At 35.4% G+C, this 15,058-nt stretch carries 13 protein-coding genes and 1 pseudogene; 6 read left to right on the top strand and 8 right to left on the bottom strand.

From position 1 onward, the window contains the following. Positions 1 to 507 precede the first annotated feature (507 nt). The gene (locus EKM01_RS02500) at positions 508 to 834 is read right to left on the bottom strand and encodes a hypothetical protein (RefSeq protein ID WP_126766651.1); all 327 of its coding nucleotides are present in this window, start codon (positions 832 to 834) and stop codon (positions 508 to 510) included. A gap of 69 nt (positions 835 to 903) precedes the next feature. On the opposite strand from EKM01_RS02500, the gene EKM01_RS02495 reads away from it, so the two are divergent. After that, a complete protein-coding gene (locus tag EKM01_RS02495) occupies positions 904 to 1,740 on the top strand; it encodes an SHOCT domain-containing protein (protein ID WP_126766648.1) in 837 nt (278 codons plus the stop codon). Between the two features lie 48 nt (positions 1,741 to 1,788). On the opposite strand, the gene EKM01_RS02490 is transcribed toward EKM01_RS02495, so the two are convergent. Together EKM01_RS02490 and EKM01_RS02485 are read right to left on the bottom strand one after the other, a co-directional pair. Continuing rightward, positions 1,789 to 2,517 carry a hypothetical protein gene (locus EKM01_RS02490; protein WP_126766645.1) on the bottom strand — a complete coding sequence of 243 codons (729 nt, stop codon included), beginning with the start codon at positions 2,515 to 2,517 and terminating at the stop codon, positions 1,789 to 1,791. 275 nt (positions 2,518 to 2,792) lie between these two features. Further along, positions 2,793 to 3,326: pseudogene (locus EKM01_RS02485) on the bottom strand (transposase); the annotation flags it as partial. 269 nt (positions 3,327 to 3,595) lie between these two features. Between EKM01_RS02485 and EKM01_RS02480 the strand changes: the two are divergent. From EKM01_RS02480 to EKM01_RS02460, 5 genes are all read left to right on the top strand, one after another. Next, positions 3,596 to 3,826 carry a hypothetical protein gene (locus EKM01_RS02480; RefSeq protein WP_066082045.1) on the top strand — a complete coding sequence of 77 codons (231 nt, stop codon included), beginning with the start codon at positions 3,596 to 3,598 and terminating at the stop codon, positions 3,824 to 3,826. Then, on the top strand, positions 3,816 to 4,163 hold the full coding sequence (locus EKM01_RS02475; RefSeq protein ID WP_126455663.1) for a type II toxin-antitoxin system PemK/MazF family toxin: 348 nt from the start codon (positions 3,816 to 3,818) through the stop codon (positions 4,161 to 4,163). Before EKM01_RS02480 ends, EKM01_RS02475 begins: the two co-directional genes overlap by 11 nt. A gap of 204 nt (positions 4,164 to 4,367) precedes the next feature. Next, positions 4,368 to 5,306 carry a hypothetical protein gene (locus EKM01_RS02470; RefSeq protein WP_126455665.1) on the top strand — a complete coding sequence of 313 codons (939 nt, stop codon included), beginning with the start codon at positions 4,368 to 4,370 and terminating at the stop codon, positions 5,304 to 5,306. A gap of 68 nt (positions 5,307 to 5,374) precedes the next feature. Then, entirely contained in the window at positions 5,375 to 5,914 is a 540-nt protein-coding gene (locus EKM01_RS02465) for a GNAT family N-acetyltransferase (RefSeq protein WP_126458604.1), read from the top strand. 554 nt (positions 5,915 to 6,468) lie between these two features. Further along, positions 6,469 to 7,920 carry an NAD(P)/FAD-dependent oxidoreductase gene (locus EKM01_RS02460; protein ID WP_126563387.1) on the top strand — a complete coding sequence of 484 codons (1,452 nt, stop codon included), beginning with the start codon at positions 6,469 to 6,471 and terminating at the stop codon, positions 7,918 to 7,920. A gap of 482 nt (positions 7,921 to 8,402) precedes the next feature. On the opposite strand, the gene EKM01_RS02455 is transcribed toward EKM01_RS02460, so the two are convergent. From EKM01_RS02455 to EKM01_RS02435, 5 genes are all read right to left on the bottom strand, one after another. After that, positions 8,403 to 9,221, bottom strand: a complete 819-nt coding sequence (locus EKM01_RS02455) for an MOSC domain-containing protein (RefSeq protein ID WP_126563388.1) — start codon at positions 9,219 to 9,221, stop codon at positions 8,403 to 8,405. A 45-nt stretch (positions 9,222 to 9,266) separates the two neighbouring features. Beyond that, positions 9,267 to 11,573 (bottom strand): multicopper oxidase domain-containing protein, encoded by a 2,307-nt coding sequence (locus tag EKM01_RS02450; RefSeq protein WP_126563389.1) that lies wholly within the window; start codon positions 11,571 to 11,573, stop codon positions 9,267 to 9,269. Between the two features lie 2 nt (positions 11,574 to 11,575). Further along, on the bottom strand, positions 11,576 to 14,110 hold the full coding sequence (locus EKM01_RS02445; protein WP_126563390.1) for a heavy metal translocating P-type ATPase: 2,535 nt from the start codon (positions 14,108 to 14,110) through the stop codon (positions 11,576 to 11,578). 58 nt (positions 14,111 to 14,168) lie between these two features. Continuing rightward, positions 14,169 to 14,390, bottom strand: coding sequence for a hypothetical protein (locus tag EKM01_RS02440; protein ID WP_126458589.1), 222 nt, complete (start codon positions 14,388 to 14,390; stop codon positions 14,169 to 14,171). A 106-nt stretch (positions 14,391 to 14,496) separates the two neighbouring features. Then, positions 14,497 to 15,057, bottom strand: coding sequence for an AraC family transcriptional regulator (locus EKM01_RS02435; RefSeq protein ID WP_126458586.1), 561 nt, complete (start codon positions 15,055 to 15,057; stop codon positions 14,497 to 14,499). Position 15,058 lies beyond the last annotated feature (1 nt).

Below are 15,058 nucleotides of genomic sequence, written 5' to 3'. Positions count from 1 at the left end.
AAAATTAAATAGATTAACAAAGAATTTAAAATATCTTATTTTCCTTTTTCTGGCTTTTGGTCTGATGGTAAATGATGGTGCTTTAGATTCTCAATCAAATTCAGCAGATTATTATCAATTCTCGAACGTAACTCTAAGACGAGAATTAAACTGTAAGCGTTCAAAATTATACGTGTTCCATCAGATAAAACCAGATGGCTCGGAAATAAACTCAGTTTTCTCCTTAACAGATAGCGCGATTTGCAAACCGTGCCCATTCCAATTGGTAATTATAACACTTAGTCGGTAGGTAGCCGAAGAAATAAAGCTAACAAAACCATAAAAAAAACTGACATTAAAACGTAAAAAAGCTATCCCGTTTTAAGGATATAACTTTTCTGACTTGTTTTATCTGCATTCGTTGGCGGGCACGGTTTGCAAAACCGCGCTATCCTTAGGGACACTATATCTGATAGGTCGGGTTTAATGCATTGGTTAAAGCAATTTGTAGAGACGGATTTAAACAAACTAGATTGTATTTAAAAAATCGTGAGTTTTATGCTTTGCATTACAAACTAGTTCGTTAAACCTTGTATAGCTATTTAAATCAATATGTGAAGAAGATGTAGTTTTATGATACTTTATTATATACAGGCATAGTTTATCTACTTTATCTTTATATATTATTTGACATTGTTTACTAAAATGTTGTCCCGAAGTATAATGATAAGATATTTTTTCTTTATCTGGATGTTCTCCTGTTTTTAAGGCGTTTTTATATTCCTCTTGTATTATTTTTAAACATTCTTGAAATTTCTTAGTTGCAGGGATATCGGCGGGATTTTTATCAGACATAATACATATTTTAAGTTGTAACCAAAAGTAAGAAATAAATTCATAAATTGCAGCTTAAAATATAACTTTATGGAACACAATGTTGGAGTTGGTGCAATTGTAGGATTGGTTTTAGCTTCTTCTATTTACGTTTGGAACAATGAAAAGTTCAGCCGTGTGCAAAAAACAATTTTATTAATCTTTTTTATTTTTCCACCCGCACAATGGGTAGGTATTTTAGTTGTTTTGGCTTATAATAGCTATAAAGTAAACAACTCAACAGAAAAAATAACAGAAAGAAAAGTTGAACAAGTTAAAATTAATTTGGATAACTCAATTTCAAGCTTAAAAGATTTGAAAGATAAAGGAATATTAACAGATGAAGAGTACAAGACAAAAGTAAAAAAAATTGATGCAGAAAAAACAGAACAGAATCTAAAAAAGTCTTTAGAATACAAACAGCTAAAAAGTTTATTTGATAGCGGAATTTTAACTAAAGAAGAGTTTGAAAATAAAGTTAAACTAATAAAGACAGTTTCTATCAAAAAAACTGAAGATATAATAAGTGAAGTTTACGACTTTAAAGTAACTTTAATAAATAATGAAATTTTAACAATACTCGGTATTCCTGAAAAGACAAATAACATTTTAGGATGTATTGTAAAGACTACTAGTGGTAGTATATCTAATAACATATTTATTAGTGATAAATATCTTTACGAAGTACAAAACAAAAAAATAGTTAACTTTTATAAACCACAAATCATTCAGTTGAAAGATGGTAAAAGGTGTATTACATATCGTAAGTTTTCACATTTAACTAAAGGTGATTTTATTTTTTATGATAATAATTTATGTTTACCGAACGGTCAATATCCAATAACTGTATTTGAAAAAATAATAGTAAAAGAAAATAGATTACAATAAGTAAAAATGACTCTAGTCAACGGTTTAAAAAGTTAAGTATACGAAAAATTAATCTAAAGTTGTAAAAGAAAGTTTACTAAAAATAGAGGCTAAATTTTGTCTATCTTCTAAGTCAGCAACTTTGTGAATATTATCTTGAATCCTTAAAAATCTCTCATATCCTAAAGCATTGAGTTCAAACTGAGAGCTTGTAGATATTAAATGAGCTGTGTTTGAAAGATGGTTTTTAATCAGCAATGTAACACTTGCTTTAAATTTAGGATATACATCTTTTTTAAAAATTAGGCTTTGTGCATAATAATCACAACAAGTTAAAGTCAATTCAACTATATTAACAAAGTCTTTATATGTTTGAGAGTTATTTTCAAACATTGTGTCTAAATCTCTAGATAATTTATCTGCAATTTCAAAGCTTAAATCACCTTTAACACCTAATAAATCTGTTTTATGTTCAGCCCAGGTAGTCTCGGAATCCCTACTTTTTTGCTTAAGCGTTTTTATAGTAACTCTGAATTTTTCTTTGACACTAAAAAACGTAAGAAAAGAAAAAAGACCAAAAAGAATAGTTACAGTCATAATAATCAAGTTGAAGTTGGAGTCAATTTTACCAAAAATAATATTGATAGCGACATCATTGGAGATTTGATTATGTTTAGACAGCACAGTATTGACTTCAGTCTTATCGTAGATAACTTTAAAAGACTTATAGAAATTGAAACACAAAATAGTAAAAACAATATTGAGGAGGATACTGAAAGTAAATAAGTATTTTTTCATAAAAATAGTTTTGACAAACGTAAGAAAAAAGAATTAAATTGTGGTGGAAAAGAAAGCCGAACCGCCAACAGCTAGGGATTCGTTGCGTGCGCAGCACGACAATGAAACCCGGGTTGAACGGAACCGATTCCACGTCCGTCAACCTATGCACTTGTCGTAAAGATTTTAGAGAGAATTACAAGAGGCAAGCGAGCCTCTTTTTTTTTGGAGTGTTTTCTGCTTGGTTTTTTTCGTGTGTTCCTTCACTTGTGAACATAAGTTCCCTTACCCGTAATTTAGTTTTTACAAGGAATGGTGTTTTGGCTACCGCCAAGATACCAAGCCGGTGGACCACGCTGGTCAAAGACTGCTATTCGGTGTAAATTTCCTGTTTTACAACACGGACACTTGGGTAAAAAGGGCTTCTTTTCTACTTTTTCCAAGACTTTCACTTTGAGCTTTTCTTGTAAAAGCTTGAGCTTTTGTCGCTTCCAAGTGCTGCTCAAAAAACCCTAATGTCGGATCTTAACACCCGAGCCCAAAGGGCGAACTGACGAAGTAAAACGTTTGGGCAAAATATGCAACGCAAAACGCCTGATAAATTCATGATGCGTGAGTGTCATTTGTTTTTTCACACCCGCTACTCGGTAATCCTTATAAGTAAAAGTCACGTTTTCATTGTCAATGTTCTTGATTCGATGGTTGCTAATGGCAATTTTATGGGTGTATCTGCCCAAATATTCCACCACAGACTTTGGACTTCCAAAAGGCTTCTTAGCAAATACAACCCAAGGCTTGCGCCACAATTCTTTCCGGATTTGTTCGTATTCTGTGCAAATGGATTTATATTTTGGGATACTAAGAGCAATATTTAACCCTTTTTACGGACTGTTTTATTTTAATAATCATAAAGCGAGTTTTGCCAGAACGAGTTTTAATTGTAGTTTAAATAACATATATTTACTCACTGTTTAACCAAATACAGTTCGTTTAGAGGGTTTTAGACGAACTGACGTTGTGCGACATGCGAAAAAAAAAATCGTACTAAACAACTTCATGTCTAAAAAAGATATACCTTTGTGATATCAAATTAAAACATATGAAAACAGTATCACTTAAAATAGATGATTCAATTTTCGGAGAAACCGAAAAAATTCTTTCAAGAATCAGTATTCCTAGAAATAGATATATCAACGAAGCAATTGAATATTATAATAAAGTACAGAAAAGACAAATTTTAGAAAAAAGACTTAAAGCCGAATCCGAATTAGTCAAAAAAGATTCAATGAACATTTTAAAAGAATTTGAAAAAATTGACTATGCAGATTAATCAATACGAAATTTGGATTGCTGACTTGAATCCACAAATAGGAACTGAGGCAGGTAAATCTAGGCCTGTTCTAATTGTTCAAACAAATTTGCTGAATAAAGTATCGCATCCCTCAACAATCGTTTGTCCAATAACTACAAACGTTGAAGATGATTCTGATATTTTAAGAGTTCATATTAAAAAGGGAATGGCAAATTTACATGAAGATTGCGACATAATGATTGATCAAATTCGAGCAATCGACAACAAAAGATTATTTAAAAAAGTTGGAAAATTGCCAACCGATTTAATTGAAAAAATAAAAGAAAATATTGCGATTATCATGGACCTAGAATAAGCACGATCGCACAACAGCCATTTGGCAAGATTGCGAATTTTGTGGTAAATTCACTTATACGTTTCGCAAGAAATTTTATCTTTAATGGAAAATATAAAGTTCCGAACTTCGCAACTGACGAGAAGCGGCGGAACTTTATATGATAGCTTAATCTCCTAAAAGAGAAGCTATAGTAGAAGCGAGAAAAACTTTGAAAAATATTCTATGAATAAAACAACTAATACACTGTTACTACTATTTTTAGCAGTCTTTATTTTATCCTGCCAGAATAACAAAAAAGTTCATACAGAGGTAAAACAAGTAAATCAAGATAGTTTAAAACTTCGTGAAATCATTGCTCAGAAGAAAAAATTTTTCCTTCAATATTGGGGAGGAATGACTACTAGTGAATTTCGTGAAGTAAATAAATTTTTGGTGTCTGAAGGGAAGTTGTCACATATCAACGAACAAGACAAGTACTATTATCAGGTGGAAAATTGCGGAACAGAGTTCTATCCTTATTTTGCGGACGGGAGATTATACGAAATCACATTATCGGCATCAGAATGTCTATACAAATTATTCCAAGAAAAATACAAATTACCTGCTCTAAAGAAAATAACTTACCAAGAAAAATCTGTTTGGGAGGACAATCCTAAATATAGTCCCGCAATGTCATATCTTGATGAAAATAACAAGTTAATACGATTACCAAATGCTTTTATAGATAGTTCTAATCTAGCAGGTTTAAAGGACGAAGAAAATAAAGGTATTAGTAGTGAAATGTACGTTCTACAGCAGGATTCAATTTCAGTTAAAACCTCTACCGCCGACATAATAATTTCACAACATCTTGAACAAAGTCAAATACACAAACCAAGTATAGAGTATTCTTTAGATAAGAGTCCTGAAATGGCTAAATATAGAAAAAGTGATGAGGGTGATAAGATGCTAGGTGGTTTATTTGCTACAAAACAATCAAGTTTTATTAACACAAATTCTAGATTTAGGAAAGTAATAAGAAACACTGAGAACATTATCTACATAAGGTATATTTCAACGGAATACAAACATAAAAGAAAGTTGGATAATGACAAAAACGACGAACAACAAAAACTCTTAAAACAAAAAAAAGCTGAAAATGAAGCTATCAAGGAAATATAATATAACAGAGGAGTTAAGAAAAACTGAAGATTTCACCCAAAATTTTAAAATTAGAATAAAAACCTGAAATGAATAACTTAAATTTTAATACGGAAAGATTGAATTTGCGAACAATCGCAGAAAGTGACATTGATAACATTCACAAATTACATAGTTTGGCTGAAACTGATGAATTTAATACATTAGGAATTCCAAATAATATTAACGAAACCAAAATTATTGTCGAAAATTGGATTTTTAACAATAATTTGGAGAATAACAAGCATTTCTCTTTTGCGGTCGAATTAAATGGAGAAAAAGAATTTATCGGATTAATTGGAATAAATTTAGGAAAAGAAAAGTATAGAAATGCTGAAGTTTGGTTTAAATTTGATTCCAATTATTGGAATAAAGGTTATGCTACAGAAAGTTTAAAAAAAATAATAGCTTTTGGTTTTGAAACATTAAAACTTCACAGAATTGAGGCAGGTTGCGCGATCGGAAATATTGGCTCAATAAGTGTTTTAGAAAAAGTTGGAATGTCAAGGGAAGCGCATACAAGAAAATTGTTACCTCTAAAATCAGGTTGGTCTGATAATTATGGATATGCCATTTTATGTACTGATTAAAAATAAAAATCCCCGCTAGCGCAAGCGCAATGTCATTAAGTTAAGATTTTATACCAGCACCAGATGGCTCGGAAATACACTCAGTTTTCTCTTTAACAAATAGCGCGGTTTTGCAAACCGTGCCCATTCCAATTGGTAATTATAACACTTAGTCGGTAGGTAGCCGAAGAAATAAAGCTAACAAAACCATAAAAAAACTGACATTAAAATGTAAAAGCTATGCCGTTTTAAGGATATAGCTTTTCTGACTTGTTTTATCTGCATGCGCCGGTGACCACGGTTTACAAAACCGCGCTAACCTTAGTGACGACATATCTGATAGACCTGGAAATTTTAAAAGCCAAATTACTAGTTGGACAAAAGAATGACCTCAACGCTACATCGTGTTTATTGAAAAATAAATCTGTCGTTTAATCCTAATAAAAAAACCTTCTTTTTCACTTCAAAAGGTTTTCATAGCAATTACAAACACCGTTATTTAAGAAAAAGTAATGGTGTTTTTTTATTGCTACAATTTTGTATTTTGCAACAGCATTTAATTCTAAAATAAAAACATGAATACTAATCATATCGATATTATTATAATAGGAGCGGGTTTATCCGGTATTGGCGCCGCGTGTCATTTGTCACGTAAAAATCCAGACAAAAACTATATTATTTTAGAGGCAAGAGCGGAACTTGGAGGTACCTGGAGTTTGTTTCAATACCCTGGAATCCGTTCCGATTCGGATATGTATACTTTTGGGTATTCCTTCAAAACATGGGAGGATCAAAAGTCTTTCGCCGACGGACCTTCTATATTAAAATACCTCAATGAAGCCGCAGACGAATATAAAGTGCGAGAGCATATCATCTACAATCAACGCGCTCTTTCTTATAACTTCGATACAGAAAAAAAATCATGGACGGTCACTACCGTAAATACCGTCACGGAAGAAGAAACAGTTTATAGGTGCCAGTTTATCTTTAGCTGTAGCGGCTATTATAATTATATCAAAGGGTACACTCCTGAATTTAAAGATCAATCCCGTTTTGAAGGTAAAATTGTCCATCCTCAAAAATGGCCTGAAAAATTAGATGTTGCCAATAAAAAAGTGGTTATAATTGGCAGCGGCGCCACTGCTGTGACCATCCTTCCGGAGCTTGCCGCCGAAGGTGCACAAGTTGTCATGCTGCAACGATCGCCAACCTATATTGCTGCTTTACCCAATAAAGACAAAATTGCTGCTCGCCTCAAAAGCCTGTTCCCAAAAAAAGTAGCTTATAGACTGATTCGTTATAAAAATATTTTTTACGCTATTGTCTTTTTTAATCTGTGCAAGTTCTTTCCAGAGGCAATGAAAAAATTCATTATAAAAGGGGCCGAAAAGGCTTTGGGTAACTTTCCCGTGGACCCTCATTTTATACCCAATTACAATCCATGGGAACAACGTTTTTGCATTGCGCCAAACGGAGATTTTTTTAGAGCCATCAGAAAAGGGAACGCAGCGGTAGTTACGGATCATATCGATTGTTTTACAGCAAATGGGATTTTACTAAAATCGGGGAAGACACTGGCCGCCGACATTATAATTACCGCAACTGGACTTGATTTAGTGGCGTTTGGAGGCGTAAAAATTCAACTGGATTCGCAACCTTTTGATGTTTCTAAATCTTTTGTCTATAAAGGCCTCATGTTAAGCGAACTCCCCAACTTCTTTATTTTTGTTGGCTATACCAATGCTTCGTGGACGTTGAAAAGTGACCTTACCAGCGAATATATATCTCGGGTTTTAAATTATTTGGACAAACACCATTATAAAGCGGTGCAGTCAAAAGTAGTCGAGACAAATTTAAAACCGGTTCCACTACTCAACCTGAATAGCGGCTACATTAACAGAGCAGCGAATACGCTTCCTAGTCAGGGAAACAAAGCACCTTGGCGTATTTACCAAAATTATGTGCTGGATTATAAAATGCTTCGCTTGGATGCCGTTAAAGACAAACGACTTACGTTTTTCAAATAAAGGAGGTTCAAGAGTACAGTAAAGAATTGGGTACTAATAATCCGGAAGTAAACGGTCTTCGAGCTCCAAAATCCTAATAAAACCTGAGAACGTTCAACAACATATCAATAATGCAAATTAAATAGATTGTCAAAGTATTTAAAACACGTTTGGTGCAATCTAAACGCCCAATTCTTTGGCTAAAAGAAAAATCATGCTATTATTACTGCATTGATGATTGAAAGGTCAAACGGAATGAATGTGGGAGACCATACGATTAACGGATACCAAAATCACACGGAACAAAAACATAAAAAAGATTGATTTGATTGCTTGTACATACGTTGTAACACACAAGAGATGAACAAGAATAGTATTAAAAGTCGGGTTGCTCTGCAGCGTCTCCCGACTATTAATACTATTTCAGTAAGCAATAAATTTGAGTAAAAAATCTGGAAACTTAGTCAACGGATTACCTCATATTCGCGAAAAGAAAAGGCCATTTAAATAGAAATCAAAATGGTAATAGCATCACCAACAGTAACAAGACCAGTTCCAGAACCGATCAAGTTTTGTCCAAACAACACATTATTTCCCGATGTCCTGTATTTTGCCAAAGTCCGCAAAGGATCTTTTCCTGATGTCACTCCTTTTTCTTGGTCTACAGTTGTCATTACGCATCTCCCGCAAGGTTTCACTCCAAAAAAAGTCAGCTCACCTATTGTGAATTCTTTCCAAGAATCCTCTTCATAAGCGTCACCTCCTGTAACAACAAAATTAGGTCGAAACCGATTCATCGGCAGTGCTTTTTTTAAACGGGAATTCAAATCATCCAATGACGATTGACCAATCAACAAAAAAGGATAGCCATCCGAAAAAGAATTAATATCAGCTTGCGTAACGGCATATTTAGCCTCTACTTTTCGGTGACTTTCCTCAGGCATGTATACCAAACGAGCCGAAAATCCCAATATTCGAGAAAACCAATCTGAAACAACTGAATCTACTTCATACGCCTGAATGGAGTCCTCCCAGACCATCACATCAATTTTAGTTTCGGCTTCCGAAAAAGATTGCTGCAGCGGAAGTTGTATTGTTTCTAATTGCACGCGATGTGTAATCTTCAGGAAATCCCCTATAATTTCAGGCAGAAAAAGAGCTAATTCCGGATGTTCCCTTTGCGACAGAAACATTCCGTTTTCATCAATCAACAACCAACGGCGGTCGTGTTCCAATCCACGATCGGTCACTTGAGCTTTTTGCAATTTAATTCCACCTAATGATTTTACAGGATAAATCCAGATTTCTGAAAGTTGTACCATAGCACTCTATTTTTCCCAAAATTACAAAAACAAAGTATTCCGTTTTTAATAATTCAAACTCAATCCAAAACCCATTCCCATATCGCTGTCATAATGCGTGGTAATTCCAAAATTTCTCTTGACTATATACCGCAATCCCGCCATGTATTCTTTGTCCGTATTCCACATTAAATTCATGCGCAATCTTTTAGAAACCGGAATATCCATGCGTTCAAATTGCAACCTGAAATTCCCGTCGGTATACACTTCGGCTTGCGCTTTAATCAGCATTGGCATGGTATATTCGACTCCGGCACTAAAAACGGCGCGATTGTCTTTGGTATTGGTTTGCCCAAAAAGATTCTCTTCCATTGCTCCCATTTCCATTTTTCGATACCGCCAGTCAAAACCAATGAATGGCATTAGCCACTGCATTTTCCCTAAATATCGTCCAATATGCGTTTCCGTTTCATACCCGTGATGATCGGTATAACCCAAACGCCATTCGGTACCAATACTCCAACGCGTGTTTTGAATCATCAGCATTCCATCGTTCCCATTGGTGGCAAAATCATTTTCAGCCATCACATGGAAGGTTCTGTCATCGGCAAATAATTTGCGTTGCGCTAATTTTGGATTTGGAATCAAAGGATTGGGCTCTTGATTTTCATAACTAAAAACGCGACCCATTCCCGCCATCATGTGATAGAGAATGTGACAATGAAAAAACCAATCGCCTTTGACATTCGCATTAAACTCAATCGTATCGGTTTCCATCGGCATAATATCGATGATATTTTTCATGGGAGCGAACTCTTTCTGACCATTCAGGACTCTAAAATCATGCCCGTGTAAATGCATCGGGTGGCGCATCATGGAACCATTGAAGAGTACAATTCGAACATTCTCTCCTTTTTTAATTAAAATTTTATCGGCTTCAGAAACCACTTTATTGTCCAGACTCCACACGTAGCGATTCATATTTCCTGATAATTCAAACCGCAGTTCTTTTGTCCCCCCAGCCCCCGAAGGGGGAGTTGGAAGCGTTGTTTTAGTAGGTGATTTCAGCATGGCATAATTCAAAGTGACAATATCAGAAAGTGAATTAGAATCATACTTATTATGGTTTGCATGTTCATCATCTAATAGCATATCGGTTTTTTTAGTCTCCCCTCCTTCGGAGGGGCTGGGGGAGGATAATTCAGGATACATTACTACATTCATATCCATTTGGTTCAGTGACATTTTCATTCCCATATCATCTAAATCGCCATTCATTTTCATCATGCCGTTCATCATTTTCATTCCTTCAAAATATTTTAATTTTGGCAAAGGCGACATCAGTTGCTTGATTCCATCTCCTAAATACAACGAAGCTGATTTAGTTCTATCCTCCGAAGTAACTAAAAATTCATACGCCGTTTTATCTGCTGGAATCGTTACAACAACATCATACGTTTCAGAAACAGCTACGATTAATCGGTCGACTTCAACTGGTTCCACATCGTTTCCATCACTGGCCACCACGGTAATTTTTCCACCGGCATACGTCAGCCAAAAATAAGTAGAAGCGCCACCATTGGCAATCCGCAACCTCACTTTATCTCCCGCTTTGAACTTCCTCACCCCAGACCCCTCTTCAAAGGAAAGGGGAGAAGAAACGCCATCTATTTTACTTTCATTTTTGCCGTTGATCAAAAACTTATTGTAATACACATCGCTTACATCCATCGCATTCATTCGTTTCCATTCATTGGTAATTTTTGTCTTAAAATGTCCTGCTTTTATGGCTTCGGCATAGCTCTGGGTAGTTCCTTTTTGAATTGCAAACCAATCGGTTGCATTGTGCAGCATCCGATGGACATTTTTTGGATTTAAATCCGTCCATTCACTCAAAATGATTGGAACGGTTGGTAAATCATCAATTCCTGCTCTAAAAGTTGGATCCTCATTTCGTTTGTTCATAACAAAGGAACCGTACATCCCAATTTGTTCCTGCAACCCCGTATGACTGTGGTACCAATGTGTTCCGTGTTGAATAATTGGAAACGTATATTTATGGGTGGTATGCGGTTTTATTGGCATTTGAGTCAAATAAGGCACGCCGTCTTCTTTATTGGGTAAAAACAATCCGTGCCAATGCAGCGAAGTATCTTCATTTAATTCATTGTGTACATAAATTTCGGCAATATCGCCTTCGGTAAACGTGAGTGTCGGCATGGGAATCTGTCCGTTTACGGCAATCGCTCTTTTGGGTGTATCGCCAAAAGTGACAATCGTATCCCGAACATATAAATCATACCGAACTATTTTTTGCGCTTCAGCATTCCAAGCAAAAAGCAAGAGTATAATTATTATGGAGTATTTTTTCATAATTAAAATTTTAAATTACGCAATCGCAACGCATTTGCAATTACTGAAACAGAGCTAAAACTCATGGCCAAAGCCGCAATCATTGGCGAAAGCAACACGCCAAAAAACGGATACAAAACACCCGCTGCAATTGGAATTCCAAGCACATTGTAGAAAAAGGCAAAGAATAAATTTTGCTTAATATTTCGCATCACCGCATGACTTAAGTTTTTGGCTTTGACTATTCCTTGCAAATCGCCTTTCACTAACGTTATTTTGGCACTTTCGATAGCCACATCTGTTCCTGTTCCCATGGCAATTCCTATGTCGGCTTGTGCCAAAGCCGGCGCATCGTTGATTCCATCACCTGCCATGGCTACAATTTTCCCTTCGGCTTGCAATCGTTTAATTTCTTTGAGCTTGTCTTCAGGCAAACAACCCGCTTTATACGAACTCAAATGCAACTCCTGAGCCACTGCTTTTGCCGTATTTTCATTATCACCGGTAAGCATGATTACCTCAACTCCCTGACGCATCAGTTCTTTTATAGCTGTGATGCTTGTGGCTTTGATGGCATCTGTAATCGAGACAAATCCCACCGCAATTCCGTCAATTGAAATATAAGAAACCGTTTTTCCGAGTTTCTGTTCGGCGATAATTTTATTTTCTAATTCTTCGGAAATCGTGGCATTTACCTGCTCCATCAATTTTTTATTTCCGAGTGCCACTTTTTTATCGACTACGGTTCCAATAACTCCTTTGCCGGAAATCGCTTCAAAATCCTTGACTTCGATTAATGAAACTGCTTTCGCTTTCGCAAAATTGACTACGGCTTGCGCCAAAGGATGTTCGCTATACTGATTTAAAGAAGCAATACTTTGCAACAAAGAATCTTCTTCATTATTTAAAGAGAATACTTTTTCAACAGAAGGCTTTCCTTCCGTAATGGTTCCTGTTTTATCGGTAATCAGCACATTTACTTTATTCATATTCTCTAACGCTTCGGCATTTTTTATCAAAACTCCAGATTGCGCTCCTTTACCAACACCAACCATTACGGACATGGGCGTGGCCAATCCCAAGGCACACGGACAAGCAATAATTAATACTGCAATCGCATTGATAAATCCATACACCATTGCGGGTTCAGGACCAAATTGTGCCCAAACAAAAAAAGTGATTATGGAAACCCCAACTACAATTGGTACAAAATATTTAGCGATTCTGTCCGCTAGTTTCTGGATTGGTGCTTTAGACCTACTGGCAGTGTTGACCATTTGTATAATTTGCGAAAGCACCGTTTCCGAACCTACCTTTTCAGCAATCATCACAAAGGATTTATTGCCGTTAATGGTTCCGGAGCTAATACTATCGCCTGTTTTTTTATCTACAGGAATGGGTTCACCTGTTATCATCGATTCATCAACAGTACTTTCTCCATCGGTAATTTTTCCATCCACCGGAATTTTATCTCCCGGTTTTACCCGCAATAAATCTCCTTTTTTGATATCATGAATCGAAATCACTTTATCCCCTTCATTGCTAACCAAAACAGCTTCGGTTGGCGCTAACTTCAATAATTCTTTTATCGCTCCACTGGTTTTACTGTGCGCTCTAGCTTCGAGTAATTGCCCCAATAAAACCAAAGTTAATATCACCGTTGTAGCCTCAAAATAAAGATGAACCGCTCCGTTATCCGTTTTAAATTCATCCGGGAAAATAGCGGGAAAAAACAATCCAACCAAACTAAACAGAAAAGCGACTCCAGAACCAATTCCAATCAACGTAAACATATTGAGATTCCAAGTAACTATAGATTTCCATGCACGCTCAAAAAACATCCAACACGCATAAAAAACGACAGGAAGTGAAAATAATAATTGTACCCAATTCCACTTTTCTAAATCCATAATTTTCATTATTGGATTATTCGGAATCATATCTGACATGGCAATAATAAAAATGGGAACTGTAAAAACTACCGCTATTTTCATTTTGCGGACTAAGTCATTGTACACTTTGTTTTCTTCAGAAGCGGTGGGTTCCATTGGTACTAAATCCATTCCGCAAATGGGACAGGAACCGGGACCGTCTTTGATTACTTCGGGATGCATCGGACACGTGTACCTTGTTTTTGCAACACTCAATTCGGGAACTTTTTCCAGATTCATTCCGCACACAGGGCAACTTCCCGGTTTATCATAGACTTTTCCCCCCTCACAATGCATCGGACAATAGTATTTGCCTTGCGCAGTAGCGGGTAAAATTACGGTTGATTTCTCTTGTGGTTTATTCGAACTGCAACATGACTTCTCAATTGGTTTTTCAGTAATTCCATGAGAATCAACACTAGTATTCATTTCTATGGTGTAGTTTCCAGCGCCAGTTAAAACCTCTTGTAATTGAACTGTGGAAATGTGTTGATCCATTGTTATAGTCGCTATTGGCGGATTCAAAGTAACTGTCGCTTGAATTCCATCAATAACATTCAATGTTTTTTCTACTTTGGAACGGCAACCGTCGCAAGACATTCCAGTGACTGTATAAGTATGTTTCATAATGTTGAATTTAAAAAAAATCGGTTCTATAAAAGTATAGAACCGATTTAAAAAAACTTTAATGTTGATGATTCTCTTCTTTTGTATCACTTGCTTTTGGAGTCATCTGCATCCCACATTTTGGATATTTTACAGATTTATCACTCATTTCTTTCGGGTGCATTGAACAAGAATACATTGCTTTATGGGTTTCCTTTTGGGAAGATTTCACCACTTCTTGAGCTGATGCTATGGAATTCACTGCTAAGAATACGCTTAGTACGATAATTAATGTTTTCATTTTTTCTATTATTAAAATATTTAGCTAAACATTCATTGCTACTAAACAAAGGTACATAACCTTCTATTTTAACTTGTTGTAGAATTTTGGAAATGATTTGTAAGTTTTACAACGCATCAATTTGCGATCTGTTATTTTCTTTTAACTGTTTAAAATGAGTTGGCGTAACGCCCGTGATTTTTTTAAATTGATTGCTCAAATGCGCTACATCGCTGTAATTTAACTTATTTGCAATTTCACTTAAAGTTAATTCTTTGTACATTAATAATTCCTTTACCTTTTCAATTTTTTGAGCAATAAAATAATGCTCAATAGTTATGCCTTGCATTTCTGAAAATAAATTACTCAAAGTACTGTAATCCTGCCCTAATTGTTCTGATAAATAGTGTGATAAATTAATTTTTAATTCCTCATTTTGATGATGTACCAAATCAATAATTAGGCATTTAATTTTCTCTGTCAGTATCGTTGTTTTGTCTTCTAACAATTCAAACCCGAACGATTGTAATTTTATTTCTAACTCTCGCTTCTGATTTTCTTTGAAATTTTCTACTACTTCGACTTCTCCTAACTTCACCGAAACAGGAAAAATTCCAAGTTTTTCGAGCTCGGATTTCACAACCATTATACAGCGACCACAAACCATATTTTTGACATAGAATTTCATC

It is taken from the genome of Flavobacterium sp. RSP46, assembly GCF_003984825.1.
GTDB lineage: Bacteria > Bacteroidota > Bacteroidia > Flavobacteriales > Flavobacteriaceae > Flavobacterium.
Note: the sequence above shows the minus strand (reverse complement) of the source record. Positions and strands in the feature narration are given on the sequence as shown.

Excerpts from the sequence above, each read along its gene's own strand:
- EKM01_RS02500 (WP_126766651.1), bottom strand. The coding sequence starts at position 834 with ATGTCTGATAAAAATCCCGCCGATATCCCTGCAACTAAGAAATTTCAA.
- EKM01_RS02495 (WP_126766648.1), top strand. The coding sequence starts at position 904 with ATGGAACACAATGTTGGAGTTGGTGCAATTGTAGGATTGGTTTTAGCT.
- EKM01_RS02490 (WP_126766645.1), bottom strand. The coding sequence starts at position 2,517 with ATGAAAAAATACTTATTTACTTTCAGTATCCTCCTCAATATTGTTTTT.
- EKM01_RS02480 (WP_066082045.1), top strand. The coding sequence starts at position 3,596 with ATGAAAACAGTATCACTTAAAATAGATGATTCAATTTTCGGAGAAACC.
- EKM01_RS02475 (WP_126455663.1), top strand. The coding sequence starts at position 3,816 with ATGCAGATTAATCAATACGAAATTTGGATTGCTGACTTGAATCCACAA.
- EKM01_RS02470 (WP_126455665.1), top strand. The coding sequence starts at position 4,368 with ATGAATAAAACAACTAATACACTGTTACTACTATTTTTAGCAGTCTTT.
- EKM01_RS02465 (WP_126458604.1), top strand. The coding sequence starts at position 5,375 with ATGAATAACTTAAATTTTAATACGGAAAGATTGAATTTGCGAACAATC.
- EKM01_RS02460 (WP_126563387.1), top strand. The coding sequence starts at position 6,469 with ATGAATACTAATCATATCGATATTATTATAATAGGAGCGGGTTTATCC.
- EKM01_RS02455 (WP_126563388.1), bottom strand. The coding sequence starts at position 9,221 with ATGGTACAACTTTCAGAAATCTGGATTTATCCTGTAAAATCATTAGGT.
- EKM01_RS02450 (WP_126563389.1), bottom strand. The coding sequence starts at position 11,573 with ATGAAAAAATACTCCATAATAATTATACTCTTGCTTTTTGCTTGGAAT.
- EKM01_RS02445 (WP_126563390.1), bottom strand. The coding sequence starts at position 14,110 with ATGAAACATACTTATACAGTCACTGGAATGTCTTGCGACGGTTGCCGT.
- EKM01_RS02440 (WP_126458589.1), bottom strand. The coding sequence starts at position 14,390 with ATGAAAACATTAATTATCGTACTAAGCGTATTCTTAGCAGTGAATTCC.
- EKM01_RS02435 (WP_126458586.1), bottom strand. The coding sequence starts at position 15,057 with ATGAAATTCTATGTCAAAAATATGGTTTGTGGTCGCTGTATAATGGTT.